The sequence below is a fragment of the Roseomonas aerilata DSM 19363 genome, assembly GCF_000711725.1.
Classification (GTDB): Bacteria; Pseudomonadota; Alphaproteobacteria; order Acetobacterales; family Acetobacteraceae; genus Roseomonas; species Roseomonas aerilata.
Window position 1 is genome coordinate 1 of sequence record NZ_JONP01000044.1, and the last position, 25396, is coordinate 25396.

The following is a 25396-nucleotide window of genomic DNA, read 5'->3' on the forward strand; positions in this document are numbered from 1 at the left end:
GACCGGCTGGTCGCCGAGGTGAAGGTGGCGCCCACCGACATCGACATGGTCCATGGCGGCCTGCAGGCCGAGGTCCGGCTGCCCGCCTTCAAGCAGCGCCTCGTACCCTTCCTGAACGGCGAGGTGACGGTGGTCGCGGGCGACGTGACCGTCGAGGACCGCACCATGCAGGAGTACTATAAGGTGCGGATCTCCATCGACGACGACCAGCTCGCCCGGCTGGACGGCGTGGTGCTCCGCGCGGGCATGCCGGTGGAGGCGCAGATCCAGGTCGGGCAGCGCTCCTTCCTGCGCTATATGATCCAGCCCGTTCTCGACAGCTTCCACCGCGCCTTCCGCGAACAGTAGGACCACGATGGCCGAGCTACCGACCCTTTTCGCCGACGGCGTGCTGGAAGCCACGGTGCGCCACGGCGTGGCCCGCCTGAAGCTCGCCATCCAGGACGGCAACGGGAAGCCCTCCACCACGGGGCTGCTGGTCGTGCCGCTCGCACAGCTTCCGGCCCTGGCCGGATCGATCGCGCGTCTGCTGCGGGAGGTCGAGGCGAAGGCCCGGGACGTCCAGGCGGCCGAGCCCCCCGCCCCGGCGGCCGAGCCCGAGACGCCGGCCGCCTTCCGGTTCGGGGGCTGATGCGGGCGAAGCTCGGCTGGGCGGGGCTCCTCCTCGCGCTGCTGGTGCCGCGCCTGCCCGCGGCGCAGCCGGCCTCGGCCTGGGGAGCGGTGCAGGGACCGGCACCCGGGCCCCTGCGGATCGTGGGCAGCACCGGGCTCGGCTGCATCCAGGGCGCCGAGGCGCTGCCGCCGGACGGGCCCGGCTATCAGGCCGTTCGGCTCTCCCGGAACCGCAACTGGGGGCATCCGGCGACCATCCGCGCGGTGCAGACCCTCGCCGCGGGGGCGAGGCGAGCGGGTCTACCGGATCTCTGGATCGGCGACATGGGGCAGCCCCGTGGCGGCCCTCTCACCTATGGCCATGCCAGCCATCAGGCGGGGCTCGATGTGGACGTGTGGCTGGATCTCTCGCCCAAGCCCCGCGTGCCCGTTGCAGCACGGGAGAGCATCCCCGAGACCTCGCTCGTCCTGCCCGACCAGTCGGCGGTGGACCCGCGGCTCTTCACCGAGGCGCATGCGCGGCTCATCCGCATGGCGGCCGAACTGCCGGGGATCGACCGGGTGCTGGTCAATCACGGCATCAAGCGCAGCCTCTGCGCCGCCCATGCCGGAGAGCCCTGGCTGCGCTTCGTCCGCCCCTGGCGCGGGCATGACAGCCACATGCATATCCGCCTGCGCTGCCCGCCGGGCTCGCCGGAATGCACGGACCTGCCGCCGCCGCCCGCCGGCGACGGCTGCGACGCGACCCTCGCATGGTGGCTGACGCCCGAGGCCCGGCAGCCCCCGCGCGGGGGTGGCGGCACCCCGCCGCGGTTGCCGGCCGCCTGCGCCGGGATCCTGTCTGCGCGCTGAGCCGCCTCTATCCCCAGGCGCGGAAGGCGTCGGCCACCCGCCGCATCCCGCCGGGCGCGACGAGGATGACGTCGAAGCGCATGCCGGCCGCGCCGTGGCCGGGGTTCTCCGCGAGCCAGGCCTCCGCCGCGGCCATCAGCCGCCCCTGCTGCCGAGGGGACACTGAGCCCGCCGCCTCCGCGAGGCTCGCCCGGGCCTTCACCTCGACGAAGGCGAGCAGCCCCTCCCGCTCGGCGATCAGGTCCAGTTCCCCCAGGCCGGTGCGGACGCGGCGGGCGAGCACGGTCCAGCCGCGCGCCCGCAATTCGGCGGCGGCCCGCTCCTCCGCGTCGAGCCCGAGCCGCTCGGCGGCGCGTTTGGCTTGAGGGTCCATGCTGCCAGGATAGACCGGAAGAACACGGAGTCGGCCATGCGCCACGCCATTGCCGTCCTCCTGCTGCTTGCGGCGCCCGCCCTTGCCCAGGCGCCGGAAGCCGGATCGGCTCGGGCGCGCCACCAGATGGTCGCGGCGGCCCATCCGCTGGCGGCGCAGGCGGGGCTGGATGTGCTGCGCCGCGGCGGCGCGGCCGTTGACGCGGCGGTCGCCGTGCAGGCCGTGCTCACCCTCGTGGAGCCGCAGTCGAGCGGCATTGGCGGCGGCGCCCTGCTGCTCAACTGGGACGCCGCGGCGCGCGCCACCACCGCCTTCGACGGGCGGGAGGCCGCGCCGGCCGGGGCACAGCCGGACCTCTTCCTGCGGCCGGACGGCTCTCCTCTTCCCTTCTATGACGCGGTGCTCTCCGGCCGCAGCGTGGGCGTGCCCGGCGCGGTCGCGATGCTCGAGATGGCGCATCGCCGGCACGGGAAACTGCCCTGGGCCGATCTCTGGACGCGCGCGATTGCCCTGGCAGAGGAGGGTTTCCCCGTTTCCGAGCGGCTGGCCGAGGCGGTTGCGGAGGATGCCCCGCGCCTGGCACGGCATCCCTCCACCCGCGACTACTTCCTCCACGGCGGTAACCGCCCGCTCGCGGCGGGGGAGCGGCTGAGGAACCCGGCCCTGGCGGAGACCTTCCGGGGGATCGCGCGGGAGGGCTCGGCGGCGCTGCTGCGCGGCCCGGTGGCCAGCGCCATCGCGGGCGCGGTGCGCGGCCATGGCGAGGGCGGGCTGATGACCGTCGACGACCTCGCGGCCTATGCCGCGAAGGAGCGCGAGCCGGTCTGTTATCCCTACCGCACCTTCCGCGTCTGCGGCTTCCCACCGCCCTCCTCCGGAGGGATCGCGGTCGGCCAGATTCTCGGCGTCCTCGAGCATTTCGACATTCGGCGCCTCGACCCGCGCGGGCCGGAGGCGGCGCATCTCCTCGCCGAGGCCGGGCGGCTCGCCTTCGCTGACCGGGCACAGTATCTCGCCGACGCGGACTTCGTGCCGGTGCCGCTGCGCGGGCTGCTCGACCCCGCCTACCTCACCTTCCGCGCGCAGATGGTCTCGCCGGGCCGCGCCATCGCCGAACCGCGCGCGGGCAATCCCCGCTGGCGCGAGGGCGCGCTCCATGCCCCGATGCCGGAGGCGGTGGAGCACGGCACCAGCCACATCTCGATCGTGGACGCGGCGGGAAATGCCGTTTCCATGACGACGACGGTGGAGGACGCCTTCGGGGCGCGACTCATGGTCGGCGGCTTCATCCTGAACAACGAACTGACCGATTTCTCCTTCCGGCCAGACCTCGACGGGCGGCCCGTCGCCAACCGGGTTCAGCCGGGCAAGCGTCCTCGCTCCTCCATGTCGCCGAGCCTCGTCTTCGACGCCGAGGGGCGGCTCGCGGCGGTGGTCGGTTCACCCGGCGGGGGGCGGATCATCGGCTACGTCGCGCAGGCGCTGATCGGGTTGCTCGACTGGAACATGCCGCCGCAGGAGGCGGTTTCGCTGCCGCATGTCGGCACGCTCGGCGGTGCGGTGGAGCTGGAGGAGGGCACGTCGGCTGCGGCCCTCGCCCCGGCCCTCGCCGCGCGTGGCCAGCGCGTGGAGCTGCGCGCCATGCCCTCGGGCCTCCAGGCGATCCGCGTGACGCCGGAGGGGCTGCTGGGCGGCGCCGATCCGCGGCGGGAGGGCGTCGCGCTGGGAGACTAAGCTGCCCCAACCCGCGCCGTCGTCGTGCGCTATCCGGCTGAAACGGAGACATGCCATGCGCCGCCCTGCCCTCGCCTTCCTCGCCGTCCTTGGCCTCGCCGGCCCCGCCCTGGCGGCCGACGACACCGCGCAGATCGGCTACGTGAACACGGCGCTGACCAATCTCGGGCTGACGCGCAGCCATCGCATCGTCATCGAGCGCTTCGACGACCCCGAAGTGCGCAACGTCTCCTGCTATCTCAGCCAGGCGCGGACCGGGGGCATCTCCGGCATGGTCGGCGTGGCGGAGGACCCGGCGCGCTTCGCCATCTCATGCACCGCGACCGGCCCGGTGGAGATCGCGGCCGGCGCCGCGCGGGGTGAGCGCGGCGAGGTCGTGCACGAGAACTCCACGAGCCTCTTCTTCAAGGAGACACGGGTGCACCGCTTCATCGACGCCGAGCGGAAAGCGGTGGTCTACATGGCCTGGTCCACGAAGCTGGTAGAGGGATCGCCCTTCAGCGCGGTCGCCGTGGTGCCCGTCGCCGTAACGCCTGTCGCACCTACCCCGGCGCGGTAGGCGTACTCAGCGATAGAGGCGCCGGGCGCCCAGGAGAAGGAGCCCGCCCGCCAGTGCGACGGCGGCCGAGACGCCGCAGACCGCGAGTAGCCCATCCCTGGCCAGATGCGCGGCAAGGGGCGGGGCGAGGCTCGCGCCGAGGAAGAGCGTGAAGGTGTAGACGGCCACCGCGAACCCCCGGCGCGCGGGCGCGGCTCGGCCCGAGACGGTCGCGATGATGCCGGTCACGCCGATCCCCACCCCCGCCGGCGCCATGATGCCGCCGAGGGCGAGCGCCCAGGCGGAGCCGAGAAGCGCGACCGCCATTCCGGCCGCGACGAGGAGGAAGCCAGTGGTCGCCGTGCCTGGCGCGCCGATCCGCCGGGCGAGCGGCACCGCAAGGAATCCCGCCGCGAGCCCAGGCACCGAGAGGAGCCGGAGCGGCGCCGTACCGAGCGGAAGGGCTGGGCCGAGGACCTGCACCCCTGCCTGGAAGGCGACGAACGCGAACATCAGCATCGGCGCCGCGATCCAGCAGGCGACGATGATCGGATCCCGCGTCGGGGAGGTTGCACGCCCGCCAGTACCCACCGGCTGGGGCCGAAGCGCCGCGCGGCCGAGCGTCAGGGCGAGCAGCAGCGCCGCGAGAAGCATCAGCGGGGCCGTCCAGAGGAAGATCGGCGGCAACCCGTAGCCCGCGACCCCCGCTACGGCGAGCTGTGCGATCGGCGCCGAGCCGAGGAAGGAGAAGGCCATCGCGGCGATGCCCAGCGGGCGCCGACCCTCCGGCAGGGTTTCCATCACGAGCGAGACGGCGGCGGGCGGAAGTGTGGCGGCAGCGATCCCCTGTAGCGCCCGGGCGGCGAGCAGCGCCGGGAAGCTGGTGACGGCGCCGGCAAGAACCGTCGCGCCCGAGAGCAGCACGAGGCCCGCGAGGATCACCCTCCCCCGCCCGAGACGGTCGGACAGGGGGCCGCAGGCGAGAAAGCTAAAGGCATAGGCCACACCGAAGGCACTGCCGGCGAGAGCGGCCGTAGGCGCGTCGAGCCCGTAGCGCGCCCCGATCCAGGGCGTGAGCGGGATGGTGACGTAGAGTTGCCCGACGACGAGCAACCCACAGGCCATCATCACCGCGATGAAGGCGGCCTGCCTGGCCGGGGAGGCGGCCGTCGCGCTCAGGCCGCGGCCCGCCCCTCGAAGCCGTCCCGTCCCTCCTCCACCGCGTGGCAGGCGACCAGCGTCTGGGGCGTTCCGCGCGCCGGGATCAGGGCGGGGCGCTCCGCGCGGCACCGGCCATTTGCAAGCGGGCAGCGCGGGTTGAAGGTGCAGCCGGAGGGCGGGTCGATGGGGCTGGGCACCTCGCCCGCGACGGGCTGGCGCTCGCGCCCGGCCATGTCGAGGTCCGGAATCGCCTCCATCAGCGCGCGCGTATAGGGGTGCCGCGGGGTGGTGAAGAGGGTCTCCGCCGGCGCCGCCTCGACGATGCGGCCGAGATACATCACGCCTACCCGGTCGCTGACCTGCCGCACCACCGCCAGGTTGTGGCTGATGAAGAGGTAGGTGAGGCCCAGATCCCGCTGCAGCCCCTTCATCAGGTTCAGGATCTGCGCCTGGACCGACACGTCGAGCGCCGAGGTCGGCTCGTCGCAAACGAGGAAGTCGGGGTTGGAGGAGAGCGCGCGGGCGATCGAGATGCGCTGGCGCTGCCCGCCCGAGAACTCATGGGGGTAACGCCCACCATCGGCGGGCGAGAGGCCGACCTGCCGCAGCAGGGCCCCCGCCTTCTCCCGCAGCGCCGCGGCGCCCTCCGCGATGCCGAAGGCCCGCAGCGGCTCGGCAACGATGTCGGAGACGCGCCAGCGGGGGTTGAGGCTTGCATATGGGTCTTGGAAGATCATCCCCATGCGCCGCCGCTGGGCCACGGATTTCCGGGCCTCCGCCAGGTCCTGCCCCTCGAAGAGAGCCGCGCCGCCGCTCGGCGGGTAAAGGCCGACCGCAAGGCGCGCGACCGTGGACTTGCCGCAGCCGCTCTCTCCCACGAGGGAGAAGGTGGTGCCGCGCGGAATGGCGAAGGAGACGCCGTCCACCGCCCGCAGCGTCCGCCGCCCCTCGCGCGAGAGGAGCCGCTGGAGTGCGGGCTTGGAGACGTCGAAGTGGCGGCTGAGATCGCGCGCCTCGAAGATCGGCGCTTCCAGTGCCTTAGCCTCAGACATGGGCGCGCTCCCGCGGGGCGTGGCTGTCGAAGAGCCAGCAGGCGGCGCGGGTCTCCACCGCCGGCAGGAGCTCCGGCCGCTCCACCCGGCAGCGATCAAAGACATGGGGGCAGCGCGGGTTATAGGCGCAGCCCTGGGGAATGGCGTTCAGGCGCGGCATGGCGCCGTCGATCTGCGGCAGCCGGTCCACGCGGTGCGAGAGCGGCGGAATGGAGGCCATGAGACCCGCCGAATAGGGATGGGCGGCGGCCTTCACCACCGACTTCACGGGCCCGATCTCGGCGACCCGGCCGGCATACATCACCGCCACACGGTCGGCCGTCTCGGCGATCACGCCCATGTCGTGGGTGATGAGCATGACGGAGGTGCCCTTCTCCCGCGTCAGGCGGCGGAGCAGGGCGATGACCTGGGCCTGGACCGAGACGTCGAGCGCGGTCGTCGGCTCGTCCGCCACCACCAGCTCCGGCTCGGCGCAGAGGGCAAGGGCAATGACCACGCGCTGGCGCATCCCGCCCGAGAACTGGTGCGGATAGGCCGTGACCCGGTCCGCGGCGGCGGGGATCCCCACCGCCTCCAGCCAGCCAACTGCGCGGCGCCGGGCCTCGGCCGCGTCGATGTCGAGATGCGTACGCATCGTTTCCGCCAGCTGGTCGCCCACAGTGTAGAGCGGGTTCAGCGTGGTCAGCGGGTCCTGGAAGATCGCGCCGATCCGCTTGCCGCGGATTCGCTGCATCTGGCGGCGGGAGAGATTATCGATCCGCTGGCCGCCGAGGGAGATGCTGCCGCCGGCGATCCGCCCCGGGGGTTCGAGCAGGCCGATGATGGCCGCGCCCGTCATCGACTTGCCGGCGCCGGACTCGCCGACCATGCCGAGCACCTCGCCGGGAGCAATGTCGAGGGAGACCTTGTCCAGTGCGCGCAGCGTGCCGCGGCGGCCGGGGAACTCGACGACGAGGTCGCGGACCTCGAGCAGGGGGGCGGCCATCAGCGCAGCCTTGGGTTCAGCGCGTCGCGCAGCCAGTCGCCCAGCAGGTTCACGGAGAGCACCATCGCGATGAGCGCGACGCCCGGGAAGACGGTGATCCACCACTCCCCGCTGAAGAGGAAGTCGTTGCCAACCCGGATGAGGGTGCCGAGGCTCGGCTGCGTCTGCGGCAGGCCGACGCCGAGGAAGGAGAGCGTTGCCTCCGAGATAATGGCGAGGCCCAGGTTCAGGGTCGCCAGCACCAGCAGCGGCCCGAGCACGTTGGGCAGCACATGGGTCAGCATGATGCGCGCCGGCCCGATGCCGATGACGCGGGCGGCGAGGACATATTCCTTGTTCCGCTCCACCATGGCCGAGCCGCGAACGGTGCGGGCGAAGCGCGGCCAGTCGGAGATGCCGATGGCGAAGATGACGACATAGACCGCGATCTGGTCATGCAGGTCGCGCGGCAGGGCGGCGCGGGCGACCCCGTCCACCAGCAGCGCGATGAGGATGTTCGGGAAGGTGAGCTGCACGTCGGCGATCCGCATCAGCACGGCGTCCAGCGTGCCGCCCGCATAACCCGCCAGTAGGCCGAGCAGCACGCCCAGCAGGAGGGAGAAGACCGTCGCCGAGACGCCGACGAAGAGCGACATGCGCGCGCCGTACATGATGGCCGAGAGCACGTCCCGCCCCTGGTCGTCGGTCCCGATGGGATGGGCGAGCGACCCCTCCGGCATGAAGGCCGGGGGATTGAAGGCGTCCATCAGGTCGAGGCTGGCGAGGTCGAAGGGGTTGTAGGGCGCGAGCACCGGCGCCGCGACGGCCCCCACGATGCAGATCAGCGCCACGATGGCCGAGAGGACGGCGGTGGGCGAGCGCCGGAAGGAGTAGGCGAGGTCGCTGTCCCAGGCGCGGGCGATGGTGTTCATCTCAGTGTCCTCGCCCGGCACGAAGCCTCGGGTCCACGGCGTAATAAAGGAGGTCCACGACGAGGTTGATGGTCACGAAAACAGCCGAGATGAGGAGGAGATAGGCCGCCATCACCGGGATATCGGCCGAGGAGACGGACTGGATGAAGAGGAGGCCCATCCCCGGCCACTGGAACACCGTTTCGGTGACGATGGAGAAGGCGATGATGGAGCCGAGCTGGAGGCCGACAATGGTGATGACCGGCACGAGCGTGTTCCGAAGCGCGTGGCCGAAATTGATGCTGCGGTCCCGGAGCCCCCGCGCACGGGCGAACTTCACGTAGTCCGAGCGCATCACTTCCAGCATCTCCGACCGCACGAGGCGGAGGATGAGGGTCAGCTGGAAGAGGCCAAGGGTGATGGAGGGCAGGATCAGCGCTTTCAACCCGGACAGGGTGAGGAAGCCCGTGCTCCACCAGCCCAGCTGCACCGTGTCCCCCCGCCCGAAGCTCGGCAGCCAGCCCAGCCAGACGGAGAAGACGAGGATCAGCAGGCTGCCGATGAGGAAGGTGGGCAGCGACACGCCGACGAGGCTGAAGGTAAGCAAGGCCCGGCTGAGCGGCGAGCGCGGGCGCAGGCCCGTATAAACGCCCGCCGGTAGCCCGACCGCCAGCGCGACGACCGAGGCGCAAAAGGCGAGTTCCAGCGTGGCCGGCGCGCGCTCCGCAAAGAGGGCCGAGACCGGGCGCGAGAGGCGGTAGGAGAGGCCGAACTCCCCGTGCAGGGCATTGCCGATGAAGCGCAGGAACTGGATCGGCACGGGCTGGTCGAGACCGAGCGCCGCGACGAGCGCGTCGCGCTGGGCGACGGAGAACTCCTGCCCCAGCATGGTCGCGATCGGGTCGCCCACGAAGGTGAAGAGGGTGAAGGCGATGAGGGCGACGGCAAGCATCACCGGCAGCGCCTGGAGGATGCGGGACAGGACGAAGGCTGGCACCGGCTGCGCCTAGCCCAGCGGCGCCGGGGCGTCCACCCGGCAGAACCGACCCGTTCGGATGATCACGCGAAGCCGTCCATGATTTAATCCCCCGAAAGCGCCCTGGCCGAAAGCAAGCCGCGCACCAAGCCCGGTATTCAGAGGATCAGCGAGCTGCTTCGCGGCTCCCTCTCGGATGTCCAGTCGCGAATGATCGTGTAGGCGACGGCCAGCAGCACAGGCCCGAGAAAGAGGCCCAGGATGCCGAAGGCGAAGGCGCCCCCGAGCGCACCGAGCAGGGTGAGCAGCAGCGGCAGGTCCGCCCCGCGCGAGATGAGCCAGGGCCGGATGAAGTTGTCCACCGAGGAGATGCCGAAGGCGCCGTAGAGGCCCATGAAGATCCCCCAGCCCGTGCTGCCATTGGCAAAGAGCCAGATGGTGGCAGGAATCCATACCACCGGCGCCCCGATGGGCAGGATGGATATCACCCCAGCCAGCAGGCCGAGGAGGGCCGGATGCGGCACCCCCGCGAGCCAGAGCCCGAAGGCGGTCATCACCCCCTGCACCACCGCCGTGCCGAGGAGGCCGTAGACCACCCCGCGCGTCACCGCCCCGGTGAGTTCGACCAGGCGCCTGCCCCGCTGGTCCGCGATTCGCTCGGCCGCGCGGTTCAGGGCCTGGGCCAGGTAGGGGCCATCCCGGTAGAAGAAGAAGGAGAGGAGGATTGCGATCAGCAGCTCCGCCACCCCGGAGACGAGGGCAAGGAAAAGGCTGAGCGCCATCTGGGCGGCATCGCCCGCATATGGCTTGAGCATGCCGAACAGGTTGCCCACCCCGAGGTCCAGCTCTCCGAAACGCTCCTCCAGGAAACCGCCGACGATCGGCAGGCGCCCCGTGCTCGCGAGAAGCGAGGGCAGGCCGTCCGTGAGGAAGTCCTGGATGGAGCCGCGCAGCCCCTCGATCTCCGCCCGGCTGGTGGGGGCCGCGATAGCGAGCGGCAGGCCAATCACCAGCATCATTGCCGTGACCATCAACGCCGCCGCCCAGCTTGGGCGCAGGTTGGCCTGGTCCGTCAGGAAGCGGTAGGCCGGCCAGGTTGTGAAGGAGAGGATCGCCGCCCAGACGAGGGCCGAGGCGAAGGGCCTCAGCACGAGGAAGCAGCCCGCCAGCAAGGCAACCAGGGCCGTGAGGCCGATGATGCGAATCAGGAACTCCCGATTATCCGTCACGATCCGCTCCTGAAGGGCTAAGATAGGTCCAAACCTTATGGACCGGCTGCCCACGGGCACCAAACAGGCGGTGCTGACGGGTGGAATGACCGTTCCGGCCTTGGGGCTCAAGGAAATTTGCGGTAGCCCAGGAAGAGGCGACCTGTCGGATCGGAGTGCGTGCGAATGAGAGTTGGATTCATCGGTCTTGGCATCATGGGCCGCCCCATGGCGCTGAACCTCGCCAAGGCCGGGCACGAGCTCCTTGTCCCGGAGCGGGCGAGCCTGACCGACGACCTCCGCTCGGCCGCAACCGTCCTCCCTTCCCCCGCCGAGGTGGCCTCGGAGGCGGAGGTGGTCATCCTCATGGTGCCAGATACCCCTGACGTGGAGGCGGTGCTCTTCGGCGAGGGCGGCGTGGCGGCCGCGCTGAAGCCGGGCACGCTGCTCATCGACATGTCCTCGATCAGCCCGACGTCCACGAAAGACTTCGCGGCCCGGGTGAACGCCAAGGGCTGCGACTACCTGGACGCCCCGGTCTCCGGCGGCGAGGTGGGCGCCCGCAACGCGGCGCTGACCATTATGATCGGCGGCCCCAAGGCGGCCTTCGACCGCGCCCTCCCGCTGTTCCAGGCGATGGGCAAGAACATTACCCTCGTCGGCGAGGAGAACGGCGCCGGGCAGACCACCAAGGTCGCCAACCAGATCATCGTCGCCCTCAACATCGCCGCCGTCTCCGAGGCCCTCGTCTTCGCCAGCAAGGCCGGCGCCGATCCGGCGCGGGTGCGTGAAGCGCTGATGGGGGGGTTCGCCTCCTCGCGCATCCTCGAGGTGCATGCAGAGAGGATGATCAAGCGGACCTTCGATCCCGGCTTCCGAATCGCCCTCCACCAAAAGGACCTCAACCTCGCGCTGCAGGCGGCGCGGGAGCTGGGGGTCGCCCTGCCTGCCACCGCCAACGCGCAGCAGCTCTTCTCGGCGGTCGCGGCCGCCGGCGGCGCTGGGCAGGATCACTCGGCGTTGGTACGCGCCCTGGAGAAACTCGCGTCGCACGAGATTGGCTGAGCCATGGCTCCTAAAGCGTGTATGGCGTTGCACAAAGGCGTGAGACCGCGCATTTTACCGCATCAATCCAGAGCCATGAGATGACGCCGATGCGAACGGACCGAGTTGGCAACGCAGTGCCGAACGAGGAACGTGCGATGCGCTTCGCCGACATCGGCCAGCAGCTGAGGGCGTATCGCCTTGAGTCCGGCCTGCGGGCCGAGGAGATCGCGGCCCGGCTCGGCGTGTCCCGCGCCGCGCTCTACCGGTACGAAAAGGGCGAGGTGATCAAGCTGGACACGATCCGGCGCCTGGCGGAACTGCTCAAGATCTCGCCGCTGTCCCTTCTCGGAATCGGGGTGGAGTACTTCTCCCGCCCGCTGGCCCTGCAGGAGCGCCTGCGGCAGGTGGAGGAGGACGCGGAGCAGATCCTTCAACTCGGGGGGGCGCTCTGCACCCTCGTGACCTCGGAGGGGTACGACTCCGCCTTGGCCGAGGCGATGGCCGACGCCGCCAACGCGGCCCCGGAGCGGCTCGCGTTCCACGCGGCGGCCGAGCAGGCGCTGGGCCTCCTCGCGGCGCGCAAGCGCGCCTATCAACAGCGCCGGCCCTCAATCATCGCCATGGTGAGTGAGGACGCGCTGCGAGGCCTGCTGATGGATGGCATCGCCCCGGGACTGCGGGTGTCGGAGGCCGTTCGCCACAACCTCATCCTCGCCGCGCGGGCGGAGGCGGAGAACCTCGCCGGGCTGATGGAAAGCGTGCCTATGGGGCTGCAGATCGGCCTGCTGACCGATTCGGCGCCGGCCGGCCATTTCATCGTGCTGCGGGCGCGGGAGCGCGCGCATCTCTGCGCCAACCCTTTCCGGCCGGACAGCCAGCCGCTGAACGCCATCGGCGTCGGCACCGTGACCGCAGCGGACGAGGCGGTGAGCATCCACCAGCGCGTGGCCGAGAATGCCTGGCGGGAGGCGCGCAAGGGCGCCGAAGCCGCGGGTCGGGTCAGGCTGCTCCTGGCGGAGATGCGGCTGCACTAGCGGCTTCCGGGCTGATCGCCAGCGTGGCCTCGAGGATTTCGGGATCCTCGGTGCCATGGGTCTCGAAGCCGATGGCGCGCACGAAGCGCAGCATGCCGGTGTTCTCCGCGAGAACCTGGCCCGCGATGCGCTCCAGGCCGCGGTTCCGCGCCCATTCCACCAAGCGTCCCATGAGGTGCCGCGCCAGGCCGCCGCGCTTCCAGCCGGCATCGACGAGGATCGCGAACTCTCCCCCGCCCTGACCGTCCACGACGAGGCGCGAGGTGCCCGCGAAGTGGTCGCCATCGAGCGCGGCGAAGGCGATCTCCCGATCGTAGTCGATCTGGGTCAGGCGCGCGATCTGCGCCGCGGGAAGCTCCCGCAGGCGGTTGAAAAAGCGGTAGCGCAGATCCTCCGCGGGCACACGGCGCACGAAGGCGGCCAGTTCCTCCGCGTCTTCGGGCCGGATGGGGCGGACGAGGACGTTCCGGCCGTCGCGCAGGGTGAAGGGGCGAGCCAGTTCCGCCGGATAGGGCGGGATGGCCAGGAAGCCCTTCTCCCCCGCCGGGCGCAGGGTCAGGTCGGCGTCGAGCGCGACCGTGCCCTCCGGGCCCGCGCGAAGGGGATTGATGCGCGCAGAGGCGACCTCGGGAAAGTCCACGGCCAGTTGCGAGAGGCCGATCAGCGCCTCGGCCACCGCCTCCTTCGAGACAGGTGGGTGATCTCGCCAGCCCTCCAGCAGGCGCGCGACGCGGGTCCGGCGGATCATCCCGAGGGCAAGGGCGCGGTTCAGCGGCGGCAGGTCGAAGCTCTCATCCGCCTCGATCTCCGCCGCCGTGCCACCGCGGCCGAAGCCGATCCAGGGGCCGAACATGGCGTCGTCCTCCAGGCGGAGGCGCAGTTCGCGGCCCGGCGCGCGCATCGACTGCACCATCCAGCCACGCAGCACGGCGCCCGGCTGGTGCGCGGCGGCGCGGGCGGCAATGCCCTCGGCGGCGGCACGAAGGGCTTCGGGGTCGCGCAGGTCGAGGGCGACGCCGCCGATCTCCGTCTTGGCCGGCAGGTCGGCGCTGAGCACCTTCAGCACGGCCGGCCAGCCGAGCGCTGCGGCGGCGGCAACCGCTTCCTCCACCGTGAGGGCGGCGCGGTGCGGCACGGTGGGGATGCCGTAGGCCTCGAGCACCGAGAGCGCCTCCGCCTCGTCCAGTCTCAACCGGCCAGAGGCGCGGACGGCGGCGAAGATGGCGGCCACGCGCGCGTGGTCCGGCGCCACCTCCAGCACGGCAGAGGGCGGAAGCTCGGCGGCGGCCAGCCGGTTCCGTCGGTCCTGCGCGAGGTGGAGGGCGCCCTGCACCGCCGCCTCGGGGGTCGCGAAGACCGCGACGGCGCGCTCGGCGAGGGAGCGGCGCTGCTCCCCGGCCGTCGCCTGGCCGATCCAGGCGGTGAGGACGGGCGCCGCCCGCTGCCCGCGCCCGGAGGTTGCCGCGGCGGCGGCGATGCCCTCGGCGGCGATGGCCGGATCCTCCTCCGGCGCCGGGGAATGGATCGCGACGACCGTATCCACCTCCAGCAGGGCGCCGAGAAGACTCGCCGCCTCGCCCAGGCGGTGCCCCTGCCCGAGCGGCAGCGCGAGGGGATTATCGCCCGTCCACCCGCCGGGAAGTGCGAGGTCGAGCATCTGCATGGCCTGGGGCGGGATGCCAGCAAGGCGCCCGCCGCCGCGGATCACCGCATCAGCAGCCATCTGCGCGGGGCCGAGGCCGTTGGAGACGATGGCGATCCGGTCGCCCCGCGCGCCTTCCGGCCCCGGGCGCGGCGATGGCTTTACCCGACCCAGTGTCTCGGCGGCGGAGAGAAGGCTTTCCAGCCCTTCCACGCGCAGGACGCCGGCGCGGCGCAGCGCCGCCTGCATCACGGCATCCGCCCCCTCGCGCCCGGCGAAGCCTGGCCGCTGCGCGACCACGGGGCGGGTGCGCGCGGCCGCGCGGGCGGAGGAGATGAAGCGGCGCCGATCCTTGATCCGGCGAAGGTCGAGGAGGATCGTCCCGGTGCCGGCATCGCGCGCCAGCCAGTCGAGTCCGCCGGCGAAGCCGTAATCGGCGTTCGTCCCGATGCCCGCGATGAGGGTGAAGCCTACCGATTCTCCCTCCGCCCAGTCGATGACCGCACGGGCGAGGGCGGAGGACTGGCAGAGCAGTGCGAGCCGCCCCGGCCGCGGCGCCACCTGGGAGAGCGAGGCGTTCAGCCCGGCCGGCGGGATGCAGAGGCCGAAGGAGCGTTCCCCCAGCGCGCGGATGCCGGTGCGCGCGCAGATGCCGGCGAGCCCCGGCGCGGGGCCAAGGACCACGGCGGCGAAGCAGCCGGCCCTGGCCAGCTCAACCATGGCCGGCTCCACCGCCTCGGGCGGGAGGGAGAGCACAGCGAGGTCGGGCGGGGCGTTGAGGTCCGCGAGCTTCGTCACGGAGTCGATCCCCGGCCATTCCGTCCCCACCGCGTGCAGCGCGCCCTTGAAGCGCCCGGCCGCGAGGTTGCGGGCCAGGATGCCGGAGGCGGGGATGGCCGGGTCCGCCATCAGCGCGACCCGGCGCGGGGAGAAGAGGCAGGTGTCGCGGAAGCCCTTGGCCAGCCCGTGGCCCGAGAGTGAGACCGGGAGCGCCACCGCCTTCCCCTATTCCGCCGAGAGTGCCCGCCGCGCGGCCTCGGCGAGGAAGCCGCTCGCGGTGGGGAGCACGCGGTCCTCGAAGTCGTAGTTCGGGTGGTGCAGCTCGCGCCCGCCCTCGGACGGGCCGTTGCCGATCCAGACGAAGGCGCCGGGCACCTCGCGCAGGAACTCGGAGAAATCCTCGCCGGTCATGGCGGCCGGAAGGTCGCGGCGGACCGTGGTGACGGCGCCGGCTGCGGCGGCGGCCAGGTCGCGCTCGGCCGGGTGATTGGCCGTGACCTCGACGCCGCTGAGCACCTCGGCCGTGGCCTTCACCTGGAAGGTCTCGGAGATGCCGCGCGCGATGCGCTCCAGGCCCTCCCGAATCATCTCGCCGGTCTCGTCCCGCAGGAAGCGCATGGAGCCGCGGATGGCGACGCCGGCCGCGATCTGGTTCCAGGCCTCCCCGCCCTCGATCTTCGTCAGGCTCACCACGGCGGAGTCGAGCGGGTCGAGGTTGCGGGAGACGATCGACTGGCAGGCGACGATCGCGTGGCCGGCGGCGACGATCGGGTCATGGGTCAGGTGCGGCAGGGCGGCGTGGCCGGCATGGCCCTCGATGATGATCTGGAAGCGCCGTCCCGCTGCCATGACCGGCCCCTCGTGCACCGCCACGGTGCCGACATCGAGGCCGGGCCAGTTGTGCCAGCCAAAGATGCGGTCCATCGGGAAGCGGCGGAACAGCCCGTCCTCGATCATCGCGCGGGCGCCGCCGCCGCCCTCTTCGGCCGGTTGGAAGACGAGGCGGACGGTGCCGGACCAGTTATTATCGGCCAGCAAGAGCGCGGCGGCACCGAGCAGCGCGGTGGTGTGGCCGTCATGCCCGCAGGCGTGCATCACCCCCGGCACGGTGCTGCGGTAAGGGAGGGTCGTGCTCGCCTCCTGGATCGGGAGGGCGTCCATGTCGGCGCGCAGGCCGACGCTGCGGTTGCCGCCGCCGCGCCGGATGGTCGCGACCACCCCGTGGCCGCCGATCCCCGTTTCGATCTCCTCCACCCCAAGCTCACGCAAACGTTGGGCGACGAATGCCGCAGTCGGGCCTTCTTCGTGTGTCACGCCAGGGTTCGCGTGTAGGTGGCGGCGCCACTGCGTTAGGGTCTCGATCAGCTGTGCATCCATGGGAAAGGAGTTAGCCCTTCCGTTGCCGTCGCTCCACCCTGGACTTGCGCTCGTTCCCTTTCTGCTGATCGGCGTCGCGCTCGCGCAGGCGCCCGATCGCGGCGCGCCCGCCGAGGCGCCGGCCGCGGCGGCGGAGGCCCAGCCCGACGCGGCGGACGGGCCCGTGCGGAGCTATGAGGTCACCTTCACGCCCACCGGCAATGGCGAGCTGGACAGCGCGATGGAGGGCGTCTCCGCCCTCCGCCGGCTGCGGGAGAGCGTGCCGACGAGTGCCGAGGGGCTGGTCGCCCGCGCGCTGCAGGACCTCGGCCAACTCCGCAATGCGCTGCGCTCCGAGGGGTATTACGGCGGCACGCCGAGCATCACCCTGGCCGGCGAGCCGCCGGACGCGCCCAATCTCGCCGCGCGGCTGGCGGCGCGGGGGCCGGATCCGGTGCCGGTGGTGGTGGGCGCCCAGACCGGCCCGCAGTACCGCGTCTCCACCGCGACGTTGCGTCCCTACGTGCCCGACACAGATATCGCCGAGGCCGGCGAGGTGGCCGGCCTCGGCCCCGGCGATCCCGCGCGGGCGGCCGCGGTGAACGCCGCGCAGGAAACGCTGCTGCAGCGGCTGCGCGAGGCCGGGCATCCCTTTGCCAGCGTGCCTGGCCGCGACATCACCGTCGATCACGACACCAAGACGATGGAGATCGTCTATCGCGTGCAGCCCGGCCCCCGGGCGCGCTTCGCTCAGCCGGTGGTGGAGGGTTCGGAGAACGTCGACCCAGTTGTGCTGCGCCGGGCCACCGGGGTTCTGACGGACGAATCCTACGACCCGCGCGAGCTGGACCGCGTGCGGCGAGACGTGCTGGCGCTCGGCGTCTTCGGGACAGTGCGGGCCCGCACGGGTGAGCGGCTGGACCCGGATGGCCGGCTGCCCGTCACCTTCCTCGTCGCGGAGCGGCCCTTCCGCGCGGTCGGGATCACCGCCGGCTACGAGACGCGCTACGGACCGACCGTCCGCGCCTATTGGGAGCACCGGAACATCTTCGGCGGCGCGGAGAGGCTCCGGGTCGAGGGCGAGATCTCGCGCACGGCCCAGCCCGGGGTCAGCGGCACAGGGGCACGCCTTTCAGCCAACCTTCGCCAGCCCTGGTTCGCCGGGCTCAACGCCACGGCGGTGACGGATGTCGCGCTGCTGCGGGAGCGGCTGCTCGCCTATGACCGGGACGCGGTGACGGCCGGCTTCTCGCTTGAGCGAAAGATCGACCCGCGGCTGACCGCCACCATCGGCATCGCCGGCGATATTGGCCGGACGACGGAGGTGGATCGCTCAATCAGCTACCGCCTCGTCTCGCTGCCCCTGGGGATGCGCTACGACGGCACGGACAGCCTGCTGGACCCGACGCGGGGCTACCGGGCGAGCCTCGTCGTGGCCCCTACCCTCTCCTTTGCGGAGACCACCTCCACCTTCGTGCGGGTGCGCGGGACTGGCAGCGCCTATTTCGATCTTACGGGCGACAAGGGCAGCGTGCTCGCGCTGCGGGCGGGCTTCGGCACGCTGGCGGGGGCGGACGCTCTGGAGGTGCCGCCGCACCTGCGCTTCTACGCGGGCGGCGGCGGCTCGGTCCGCGGCTACGACTTCCAGACGATCGGGCCTCGGCGCGCGAACAACACGCCGCGCGGCGGCCTCTCGCTGGCCGAGGGAAGCGTCGAGCTGCGCCAGCGCATCAGCGGGCCATATGGCGTGGCGGTCTTCCTCGACGCGGGCACGGTGGGCGAAACCGCGGGGCTGGACTTCGGCGCCCTGCGCCTCGGAGGCGGCGTGGGCTTCCGCTACGCGACGGCGATCGGGCCGATCCGGGCCGACGTGGCCCTGCCTTTATCCAAGCTGCCGGGAAATTCGGGCTACGGGCTCTACGTGGGCATCGGACAGGCCTTCTGATGCGCCGGTTCGGGCGGATTCTCCTGTCGATCCTGGGCGTGCTGCTGATCCTGCCGGTGCTGCTGCTGGCGGTGGTCTGGGGTGGGCTGAACGTGAAGCCGGGGCAGGATGCGCTGGCGCGGCTGGCCATGCACTACGTACCGGGCCTGGTCATCGAGGACCTGCATGGCGGGCTACCGGCCTCGCCGCGCGTGGGGCGGCTGGTCCTATCCGACGCGCAGGGGCCCTACCTCGTTGTTGAGGACGTGGCGCTCGACCTCGACCTGCTGCGCCTCGCCTCGCGCGAGTTCCGGGTGAGGAACATCAGCGCGGGCCGCGTGGTCTTCAGCCGGCTGCCGGTTCCCGACGCCCCCGCGCCCCAGCGCCCGGCCGCCCAGCCCGGGCCGCTGCTGCCGCAGCTTCCCTCCCTGCCGGTGGGGGTCACGGTGGAGCGGATTGCCCTGCCCCGCATCGAGTTGGGCGAAGCGGTGGCCGGCATTCCCGCCACCCTGTCGCTGGAGGGTAACGGGCGGCTGGGCGCGGAGGGTGCCTTCCTCGCGGCCAAGGGCCGGCGGCTGGACGCGCCCGGGGCGCTGGACCTCGACCTCGCTCTCGCGCCCGGCGACCGCGTGAGAACGAACATCGCCTATGACGAGGCGGCCGGGGGGCTGGTGGCCAGCCTTTTGGGCAAGCCGGATCAGGCGACTCACCTGCGCGTCGCGCTCGACGGACCGGCCACGGGCGCGGGCTTCACCGTCTCGGCCGATCTGGGGGAAACCGCGAAGCTGGACGGGCGCGGCACCGTGACGCTGCCCGCCGCGGGCGGAGTGGGGCTTGAGGCCTCGGGCACGGCGGCACTGGGCGGATTCCTGCCGCCGCCGGTCGCCGACCTCCGCTTCGCGCTTCGCACCTCGCCGGCAGAGGGTGGGGCCACGCGGATCGAGAGCGCGCGGGTGGAGACCGGGCCTGCCACCGTCGAGGCGCGCGGGTTGGTGGGCAGCGCCCTGGACCTTCGCTTCGACGCGCGGGTGAACGACGCCTCCACGCTCGGCGGGCTGGTGCCGGCGACGGTGGGCTGGGGTGGGATCACGCTCCAGGGCGCCGTGACCGGCACGAACGCCGCTCCGGAGTTGCGTGTAGAGGCGACGATCGCCGATCCCCGGCTGCCCGGGCCGGCGCCGGGGCTGCTCGGCCCCTCCCCCACCGTCCGGCTGAGCGCGAACCGGCAGACGGTGCATGAACTGGCCGTCAACGGGCGAGCGGTGACGCTGCGTGCCGCGGGGGATTACGGCGAGACGCTGAACCTGACGCTCGACGCGGCACTCGCGGCCGAGGACATCCCGGACGTGCCGGTGCGCGGCCGGCTCAGTGCCCGCGCGCGCGTGACCGGCCCGGCAGCGGACCCGGCTGTGGCGCTGACCGCCGAATCCCCCTCTCTCTCGGCCTATGGGCGGGAGCTGGAGGCGCTCAGGCTGGAAGCAGGCCTGCCCCGTGCGACCGTACTGGCCGGAAGCCTGAACCTCGCCGCCCGTCTGCAGGGTCTGCCCCTCTCGGCCGAGGCGCGGGCGGCGCAGGAGGGTGACGTGATCCGCGCCGAGGCGCTCCGCGCCTCCCTCGGCCCTGCGCGGCTGGAGGGAAGCGGCTCCTTCGACACGAAGAGCAGCCTCGCCACCGCCAGGTTGCTGCTCGAAGCCGCGGATTTGGCCCCGCTCTCCTCCATCGCGGGCACGCCGCTCGGCGGTGGGCTGCGGCTCTCGGCCAAGCTGGAGCCAAGGGAAGTGGAGGGCGCGGCGCGGCAGGGGATCGAGGCGGATCTTCGCGCGAACAACCTGCGGGCGGGCGGCGCCCAGGTGAACGGCACGGTGGAGGCCCGCGGCACCGACGCCGCGCTCGACGTGCAGGGCGACCTCCGCGCCTTCGAGGCCCGGGCGACGCTCCGCGCGCGGCTCGGGCTCGATAAGCCGGAGAAGCGGGTGGAACTGGCCGCACTCGAGGTGCAGCGCCAGGCCCTGGGGGTGCGGCTCGCTTCCCCGGCCACGATCCTCATCGCGCCGGGTGGCGCCGTTTCCACGCCGGGGCTCTCGTTGCAGGCGCGGCCGGGCGGGACGGTGCGGGTGGCGGGGAGATGGGGACCGGATACGGCCGACCTGCGCGCGACCGTCGCGAGCCTGCCGCTGTCCCTCGCGAATATCTTCGCACCCGACCCGCCGCTCGCGGGCACGCTGAACGCCGATGTGCGGATCTCAGGGCCGGTGTCGAGGCCGGGCATCGATGGGGAGCTTCGCGGCACGGGGCTGAAGGTTGGCGCTCCCTGGGCGCGGACCCTGCCCGAGGGCACGCTTCAGGCAACCGCCCGCATGCGGGGCGAGACGCTGGAAGCGCGGGCGGAGCTCCGGGTTGGCGCGGCGCTGCGGCTGAACCTCGATGCCCGGCTGCCGAGCGACTTCGCGGGGCCGCTCAACGCGAGCCTCAGGGGCACGACCGATATCGGGGTCCTCGCTGCGCCCTTCCTTCTGGGCGGGGCGAACCGTGTGGCAGGGACCGTCGCGATCGACGCGCAGGCCGCCGGCACGGTCGCAGAACCGCGGCTCTCCGGCACCGCGCGGCTCTCGGGCGGGGTGTTCCGGAACCTGGAATACGGTGTTGCCCTGCGGGACATCACCGGCACGGTGCGGGGCGACATGGACCGGATCGTCGTGGACAGCATCACCGCCCGGGCGGGGCCCGGCACCCTGACCGCGCGGGGCGAGTTGCGGCCCTTTGCCGAGGGGCAGCCGATCGACCTCACTGTCTCGGGCCAGGACCTGCAGCCTGTCTCCAGCGACCTGCTTCGCGGCGCCTTCGACACGGATCTGCGGCTGACCGGTTCGGTCGGCGACGGGATGCGGCTGGCAGGGCGGATTGGCACGCGCACGCTCACCATCGGCGTGCCGGAGGGGCTACCGGGCGGCGTGCCGGATATCGGCCCGGTGCGGGAGATCGGCCGCGGCGCGCCGCCCCCGCCGCCGGGCACCGCCGCGGCCCGCCGGGCGGCGGGGCGGCAGGCGGCGGCGCCTTCCGCTGCGGCGCCGCTCGCGCTCGACATCACCTTCGACGCACCCCGGCAGGTCTATCTGCGCGGGCGGGGGCTGGACGTGGAGCTGGGGGGCAATATCCGCATCACCGGAACCATCTCAGACCCGCACGCGAACGGGGAGCTGCGGCTGCGCCGGGGTAACCTGACGGTGCTCGACCGGCGCCTGAACTTCGAGCGCGGGCTGCTGCGCTTCCAGGGCGACATCGCTTCGCCCGACATCGACCTCCTGGCGACCTCCCGCGCAGGCACCTTCACGATCAACGTGGCCGTGACCGGCACGCCGCGCGCGCCGAAGATCGAGTTCACCTCCTCCCCCGAGCTGCCGCAGGACGAGGTGCTGGCGCGGCTGATCTTCAACCGTTCCGCCGACAAGCTCTCACCCTTCCAGATCGCCCAGCTCGCGCGCGTTCTCTCCGGGGCTCTCGCGGGCGGGAAGGAGGATCCGGTGACGGGGGTGCTGGGGCGGGTGAGCCGCACCCTCGGCCTTGACCGCCTGGGTATCGGGAGCGGGGCGAGCGGTGCGCCGGGGGTCGAGGCCGGCGGCTATCTCGGTCAGGGCATCTACCTCAACGTCGAGCCCGGCACGACCACCGGCTCGCCCCGCGTCGGAGTGCAGATCGAACTGACTCCGCGCCTGAAGCTCGAGAGCGGGGCGGGGGCCGATAGCCAGGGGGCGGGGCTCTCCTACGAGTATGAGTACTGATTAGGGTTTGGCGCCTGTAGCTTCCGGAGAGGGCTTTGCTCGCCCCTGTTCCTCGGGCCAACGCGCAGCGTTGGTCCCGCCGCCAGCTATTCCGCCGCGCCGGCGCAGCGGGTAGAGTCCGGCTCATCCTGGCTGGTGATGCCGTGCGGTGCGGCCGGGTTTCGACAAGATGGAGAGGGAGGGGCACCCATGCGCGCCTTCGATGGTCAGTTCAGTGACAACAAGCCCATTCGCCGGAGCATGGAGGAGAAGCGCCGGCTTCTCGCCGAGCTCGAGCAGACGCTGGCAGGCATGAAGCCGCACACGTCGCCCACCCTGCGCGACAGCATCAAGGGGCGGATCCTGGAGCTGCGCGCCGATATCGGCGCTGGGAAGCGCTGAGGCGAGACCCGCCTGCAGACCACGGCCGCCGAGGGTGGGCGGCCGTGGCGCGGGGATCAGCCCGCGAGTTCCGCCAGCAGGCGGGCGTGACTGCGGGCCCCGTGGATGAGGCAGGCCCAGTCGAACTTCTCGTTCGGGCTGTGTACCTGGTCGTCGTCGAGCCCGAAGCCCATCAGCACGCTGTCGAGCCCTAGGATGCGGCGGAAGCTCTCCACCACCGGGATCGAGCCGCCGGAGCCGATCAGCACCGCCTCCCGCCCGTATTCGGCCGCCAGCGCACGGCGGGCGGCGGCGACCTCGTCGCTGTCCTCCGGCACCACGACCGGCGGGGCTGAGCTGAAGCGCTGGATCTCGGCGCGCGCGTCGGCCGGAAGGCGCGCCTTCACGAAGGCATCGAGCGAGTCGAGCACGGCGCTCGGGTCCTGGTCGCCGACAAGGCGGAAGGACACCTTGGCATGGGCCTCGGCCGCGATGACGGTCTTCGCCCCCGGCCCGGCATAGCCGCCCCAGATGCCGTTCACGTCGCAGGTCGGGCGCGCCCACTGCCGGACGAGCGGCTTCAGCCCCTGCTCGCCCGCCGGCACCGAGAGGCCGATATCGCCGAGGAAGTGCGCCTCGTCGAAGCCGAGCGAATCCCAGGCGGCCAGCAGGTTGCCGCCGACCTCCGGCACCTCATCGTAGAAGCCAGGCAAGGTGACGCGGCCCTTCTCGTCGTGCAGGTCCGCGATGATGCGGCAGAGAAGGTTCAGCGGGTTCAGCGCCATGCCGCCATAGAGGCCGGAATGCAGGTCGCGCGAGGCCGCGAAGAGGTCGATCTGCGCGTAGGCCATGCCGCGGAGGCGCGCGGAAATGGCGGGCGTGCGCGGGTCCCACATGTTGGTGTCGCTGACGACGACGGCGCGGGCCTGGCGAAGCTCGGAAGCGTGGACCTCAAGGAAGGCGTCGAGGCTCGGACTGCCGATCTCCTCCTCGCCTTCAACCAGGACGCGGATCGGCGCGGGCGGCCCGCCGGCCACCTCGTGCCAGGCACGCATGGCGGCGAGCCAGGTCATCACCTGCCCCTTATCGTCCACCGCGCCGCGCGCGACAGTCACGGGGCCGTTCCGCCCCTCCGCCATCGTCGGCTCGAAGGGCGGTGAACGCCAGAGCTCGAAGGGCTCCGCCGGCTGCACGTCGTAGTGGCCGTAATAGAGCAGCGGCACCGCGTCGCCGCCCGGGCCCGGATGATGGGCGACCACGGCCGGGTGGCCGGCGGTCTCGCGGATCTCGGCGGTGAAGCCGATCTCCTCAAGCTCGCGCACCAGCCACTCGGCGGCACGGCGGCAGTCGGCGGCGTGGTCGGGCTGGGCGCTGACGCTGGGGATGCGCAGGAAGTCGAAGTAGCGCGCGCGGATCTCCTCCTCCGCGGCGTCGAGCCGGGCGAGGACGGCTTCGAGCGCGGCCATCAGGCGTCGTCCCCCGTGTCGGGCGCGAGGCCCGCCGCCTTGATGCCTGCCACCGCCGCCAGCTCGTCCTTGTCCGACAGGTCGCCGGAGACGCCGACAGCGCCGAGGATCGCGCCCCCGCTGTCGCGCACGAGGACGCCGCCCGGCACCGGCACGGCCGCGCCGCCCGCGAGGTCGGAAAAGGCATTCATGAAGCCGGGCATGCCCTGGGACCGACGCGCCAGCTCGCGCCCGCCGAAGCCGAGGCCCATGGCGCCGAAGGCCTTGCCATGGGCGATCGCCGGGCGAAGGAGGCTGCAGCCGTCCTCCTTCAACAGGGCCTTCATCTGCCCAGCGGCGTCGAGCACGACGACGGTGAGGGGCGCGAGGTTGAGGCGCCGCCCCTCCTCGAGGGCCACGGTGGCGATCTTCTGCGCCTGGGCGAGGGTGATGCCGTGCTGGAAGCCGGTAGGGGGATTGGGCATGAGGCGGCCGTTCCGTCGAGGGTTAGGCCGATGGTTCTATGCCCCCTGCCGCCAGTAGCAAGCCTCCCTCCCCCGGAACGCACCCGCGCCGGGGGAAGGAGCCGAGCAACTCAGCCGAAGATGAAGTCGGCGGAGGTCAGCGAGGCCAGAGACACGTTCAGCAACGTGACAGAATCCGCCGGCGACACAGTGATGACGACATTGGCCCCCATCTGCTGGCTGGCGGCCATCACGGCCGCGAAGCTCGTGAAGGTACCGGACTGGAACTGAATGAGGTCGTCGTCGCCAGTCACCCGTCCGAAATCAGCGATCGTGTCTGCCCCGAGCCCTGGACCAAAGACGAAGATGTCGTTCCCCGCTCCGCCATAGAGGATGTCGTTGCCCGTACCACCAACCAGCGCGTCGTTCCCTTCCCCACCGATCAGGGTGTCGATGCCATCGCCGCCGAAGAGAGTATCGCTACCAGCCTCGCCCCACATGATGTCGTTCCCAGCGTCGCCGAGACCGTAATCATTACCCGCACCTCCGACCACGGTGTCGTCACCGCCGGCTGCCAGGAGCACGTCATTGCCGTTGTCACCGCGGATGTGGTCGTTGCCCTCTTCTCCGTAGAGCGTGTCGTCGTCATCGCCGCCGAAGATGAGGTCGTTGCCCGCACCACCAACGAGCGTGTCGATGCCAGCATCGCCGGTCATCACGTCGTTGCCGTCGTCGCCGCGTAGATGATCGTTTCCGCTCTCCCCGTAGAGCGTGTCGTCGTCGGCGCCACCGAAGATGAGGTCGTTTCCTGCACCGCCCACCAGCGTGTCGATGCCGCCGTCGCCGGTCATCAAGTCGTTGCCGTTGTCGCCGCGCAGATGATCGTTTCCGCTCTCACCATAGAGCGTGTCGTCGTCGTCGCCGCCGAAGATCAGGTCGCTTCCTTCCTGGCCCACGAGGATGTCGTTGTCGGCGTCGCCCGTGATCACATCGTTGCCGGTGCCTCCGTAGATAAGCTCGGTGCCTGCCCCGCCGTAGAGGGTGTCGTTGCCCTCACTCCCTATGAGGTAATCACTCCCGATGTCGCCAACGACGGTATCGTCTCCGCTGCCGGCGTCCACAGTGTCGCTGCCATCGCCGCCGTAGATGAGGTCATTTCCGCCGAGACTATAGATGAGGTCGTT

Annotated in this window: 21 protein-coding genes and 1 pseudogene; 10 read left to right on the top strand and 12 right to left on the bottom strand. The window is 71.8% G+C overall.

Features of this window, described 5'->3' with window-relative positions; genetic code table 11:
* From BO39_RS25260 to mepA, 3 genes are all read left to right on the top strand, one after another.
* Positions 1 to 348 (top strand): beta-barrel domain-containing protein (locus tag BO39_RS25260; protein ID WP_043838929.1); only part of this gene is annotated, 348 nt, incomplete at its 5' end.
* Positions 349 to 355: 7 nt separating this feature from the next.
* Positions 356 to 631 (top strand): hypothetical protein, encoded by a 276-nt coding sequence (locus BO39_RS25265; protein WP_043838931.1) that lies wholly within the window; start codon positions 356 to 358, stop codon positions 629 to 631.
* Positions 631 to 1464: a penicillin-insensitive murein endopeptidase gene (mepA, locus tag BO39_RS25270; RefSeq protein WP_043838934.1), complete on the top strand. Its 834-nt coding sequence runs from the start codon at positions 631 to 633 to the stop codon at positions 1462 to 1464. Before BO39_RS25265 ends, mepA begins: the two co-directional genes overlap by 1 nt.
* Before the next feature lie 7 nt (positions 1465 to 1471).
* Here mepA and BO39_RS25275 read toward each other — a convergent pair whose 3' ends face one another.
* The gene (locus BO39_RS25275) at positions 1472 to 1837 is read right to left on the bottom strand and encodes a YraN family protein (RefSeq protein ID WP_043838971.1); all 366 of its coding nucleotides are present in this window, start codon (positions 1835 to 1837) and stop codon (positions 1472 to 1474) included.
* 36 nt (positions 1838 to 1873) lie between these two features.
* Here BO39_RS25275 and ggt point away from each other — a divergent pair, with 36 nt between their 5' ends.
* The gene (gene ggt / locus BO39_RS25280; RefSeq protein ID WP_043838936.1) at positions 1874 to 3571 is read left to right on the top strand and encodes a gamma-glutamyltransferase; all 1698 of its coding nucleotides are present in this window, start codon (positions 1874 to 1876) and stop codon (positions 3569 to 3571) included.
* Positions 3572 to 3626: 55 nt separating this feature from the next.
* Positions 3627 to 4130, top strand: coding sequence for a CreA family protein (locus tag BO39_RS25285; protein WP_043838939.1), 504 nt, complete (start codon positions 3627 to 3629; stop codon positions 4128 to 4130).
* Positions 4131 to 4136: 6 nt separating this feature from the next.
* On the opposite strand, the gene BO39_RS25290 is transcribed toward BO39_RS25285, so the two are convergent.
* From BO39_RS25290 to BO39_RS25315, 6 genes are all read right to left on the bottom strand, one after another.
* On the bottom strand, positions 4137 to 5222 hold the full coding sequence (locus tag BO39_RS25290) for an MFS transporter (protein WP_043838941.1): 1086 nt from the start codon (positions 5220 to 5222) through the stop codon (positions 4137 to 4139).
* A gap of 62 nt (positions 5223 to 5284) precedes the next feature.
* On the bottom strand, positions 5285 to 6322 hold the full coding sequence (locus BO39_RS25295) for an ABC transporter ATP-binding protein (RefSeq protein ID WP_043838943.1): 1038 nt from the start codon (positions 6320 to 6322) through the stop codon (positions 5285 to 5287).
* The gene (locus tag BO39_RS25300) at positions 6315 to 7307 is read right to left on the bottom strand and encodes an ABC transporter ATP-binding protein (protein WP_043838945.1); all 993 of its coding nucleotides are present in this window, start codon (positions 7305 to 7307) and stop codon (positions 6315 to 6317) included. The genes BO39_RS25295 and BO39_RS25300 overlap by 8 nt, the downstream gene beginning before the upstream one ends.
* A complete protein-coding gene (locus tag BO39_RS25305) occupies positions 7307 to 8218 on the bottom strand; it encodes an ABC transporter permease (RefSeq protein WP_043838948.1) in 912 nt (303 codons plus the stop codon). The genes BO39_RS25300 and BO39_RS25305 overlap by 1 nt, the downstream gene beginning before the upstream one ends.
* Before the next feature lies 1 nt (position 8219).
* Positions 8220 to 9194: an ABC transporter permease gene (locus BO39_RS25310; protein WP_043838951.1), complete on the bottom strand. Its 975-nt coding sequence runs from the start codon at positions 9192 to 9194 to the stop codon at positions 8220 to 8222.
* A 137-nt stretch (positions 9195 to 9331) separates the two neighbouring features.
* On the bottom strand, positions 9332 to 10402 hold the full coding sequence (locus tag BO39_RS25315) for an AI-2E family transporter (protein WP_245615398.1): 1071 nt from the start codon (positions 10400 to 10402) through the stop codon (positions 9332 to 9334).
* A 144-nt stretch (positions 10403 to 10546) separates the two neighbouring features.
* Here BO39_RS25315 and BO39_RS25320 point away from each other — a divergent pair.
* Together BO39_RS25320 and BO39_RS25325 are read left to right on the top strand one after the other, a co-directional pair.
* Positions 10547 to 11446 (top strand): annotated as a pseudogene (locus tag BO39_RS25320) (2-hydroxy-3-oxopropionate reductase); the annotation flags it as partial.
* Between the two features lie 137 nt (positions 11447 to 11583).
* On the top strand, positions 11584 to 12462 hold the full coding sequence (locus BO39_RS25325) for a helix-turn-helix domain-containing protein (protein ID WP_043838956.1): 879 nt from the start codon (positions 11584 to 11586) through the stop codon (positions 12460 to 12462).
* Here the strand turns inward: BO39_RS25325 and BO39_RS25330 are convergent.
* Entirely contained in the window at positions 12428 to 15100 is a 2673-nt protein-coding gene (locus tag BO39_RS25330) for a bifunctional acetate--CoA ligase family protein/GNAT family N-acetyltransferase (RefSeq protein ID WP_052402659.1), read from the bottom strand. The two genes, BO39_RS25325 and BO39_RS25330, sit on opposite strands and share 35 nt — an antisense overlap.
* A 9-nt stretch (positions 15101 to 15109) precedes the next feature.
* Positions 15110 to 16261: an amidohydrolase gene (locus BO39_RS25335; protein ID WP_043838958.1), complete on the bottom strand. Its 1152-nt coding sequence runs from the start codon at positions 16259 to 16261 to the stop codon at positions 15110 to 15112.
* A gap of 22 nt (positions 16262 to 16283) precedes the next feature.
* Here BO39_RS25335 and BO39_RS25340 point away from each other — a divergent pair, with 22 nt between their 5' ends.
* The 3 genes from BO39_RS25340 (at position 16284) to BO39_RS25350 (ending at position 22324) form a co-directional block, all read left to right on the top strand.
* Entirely contained in the window at positions 16284 to 18185 is a 1902-nt protein-coding gene (locus BO39_RS25340) for an autotransporter assembly complex protein TamA (RefSeq protein ID WP_052402660.1), read from the top strand.
* Positions 18185 to 21943, top strand: coding sequence for a translocation/assembly module TamB domain-containing protein (locus BO39_RS25345; protein WP_043838961.1), 3759 nt, complete (start codon positions 18185 to 18187; stop codon positions 21941 to 21943). Before BO39_RS25340 ends, BO39_RS25345 begins: the two co-directional genes overlap by 1 nt.
* Positions 21944 to 22132: 189 nt before the next feature.
* A complete protein-coding gene (locus BO39_RS25350; protein ID WP_043838963.1) occupies positions 22133 to 22324 on the top strand; it encodes a hypothetical protein in 192 nt (63 codons plus the stop codon).
* Between the two features lie 56 nt (positions 22325 to 22380).
* On the opposite strand, the gene BO39_RS25355 is transcribed toward BO39_RS25350, so the two are convergent.
* The 3 genes from BO39_RS25355 to BO39_RS25365 all read right to left on the bottom strand — a co-directional run.
* The gene (locus tag BO39_RS25355; RefSeq protein ID WP_043838965.1) at positions 22381 to 23769 is read right to left on the bottom strand and encodes a M20/M25/M40 family metallo-hydrolase; all 1389 of its coding nucleotides are present in this window, start codon (positions 23767 to 23769) and stop codon (positions 22381 to 22383) included.
* Entirely contained in the window at positions 23769 to 24233 is a 465-nt protein-coding gene (locus BO39_RS25360) for a GlcG/HbpS family heme-binding protein (protein ID WP_043838967.1), read from the bottom strand. The genes BO39_RS25355 and BO39_RS25360 overlap by 1 nt, the downstream gene beginning before the upstream one ends.
* A 110-nt stretch (positions 24234 to 24343) precedes the next feature.
* Positions 24344 to 25396 (bottom strand): calcium-binding protein (locus tag BO39_RS25365; RefSeq protein WP_043838969.1); only part of this gene is annotated, 1053 nt, incomplete at its 5' end.

What these genes read in the sequence shown, in the direction of transcription:
- BO39_RS25265 (WP_043838931.1), top strand. Translation starts at nt 356, where the DNA reads ATGGCCGAGCTACCGACCCTTTTCGCCGACGGCGTGCTGGAAGCCACG.
- mepA (WP_043838934.1), top strand. Translation starts at nt 631, where the DNA reads ATGCGGGCGAAGCTCGGCTGGGCGGGGCTCCTCCTCGCGCTGCTGGTG.
- BO39_RS25275 (WP_043838971.1), bottom strand. Translation starts at nt 1,837, where the DNA reads ATGGACCCTCAAGCCAAACGCGCCGCCGAGCGGCTCGGGCTCGACGCG.
- ggt (WP_043838936.1), top strand. Translation starts at nt 1,874, where the DNA reads ATGCGCCACGCCATTGCCGTCCTCCTGCTGCTTGCGGCGCCCGCCCTT.
- BO39_RS25285 (WP_043838939.1), top strand. Translation starts at nt 3,627, where the DNA reads ATGCGCCGCCCTGCCCTCGCCTTCCTCGCCGTCCTTGGCCTCGCCGGC.
- BO39_RS25295 (WP_043838943.1), bottom strand. Translation starts at nt 6,322, where the DNA reads ATGTCTGAGGCTAAGGCACTGGAAGCGCCGATCTTCGAGGCGCGCGAT.
- BO39_RS25300 (WP_043838945.1), bottom strand. Translation starts at nt 7,307, where the DNA reads ATGGCCGCCCCCCTGCTCGAGGTCCGCGACCTCGTCGTCGAGTTCCCC.
- BO39_RS25305 (WP_043838948.1), bottom strand. Translation starts at nt 8,218, where the DNA reads ATGAACACCATCGCCCGCGCCTGGGACAGCGACCTCGCCTACTCCTTC.
- BO39_RS25325 (WP_043838956.1), top strand. Translation starts at nt 11,584, where the DNA reads ATGCGCTTCGCCGACATCGGCCAGCAGCTGAGGGCGTATCGCCTTGAG.
- BO39_RS25335 (WP_043838958.1), bottom strand. Translation starts at nt 16,261, where the DNA reads ATGGATGCACAGCTGATCGAGACCCTAACGCAGTGGCGCCGCCACCTA.
- BO39_RS25345 (WP_043838961.1), top strand. Translation starts at nt 18,185, where the DNA reads ATGCGCCGGTTCGGGCGGATTCTCCTGTCGATCCTGGGCGTGCTGCTG.
- BO39_RS25350 (WP_043838963.1), top strand. Translation starts at nt 22,133, where the DNA reads ATGCGCGCCTTCGATGGTCAGTTCAGTGACAACAAGCCCATTCGCCGG.
- BO39_RS25355 (WP_043838965.1), bottom strand. Translation starts at nt 23,769, where the DNA reads ATGGCCGCGCTCGAAGCCGTCCTCGCCCGGCTCGACGCCGCGGAGGAG.
- BO39_RS25360 (WP_043838967.1), bottom strand. Translation starts at nt 24,233, where the DNA reads ATGCCCAATCCCCCTACCGGCTTCCAGCACGGCATCACCCTCGCCCAG.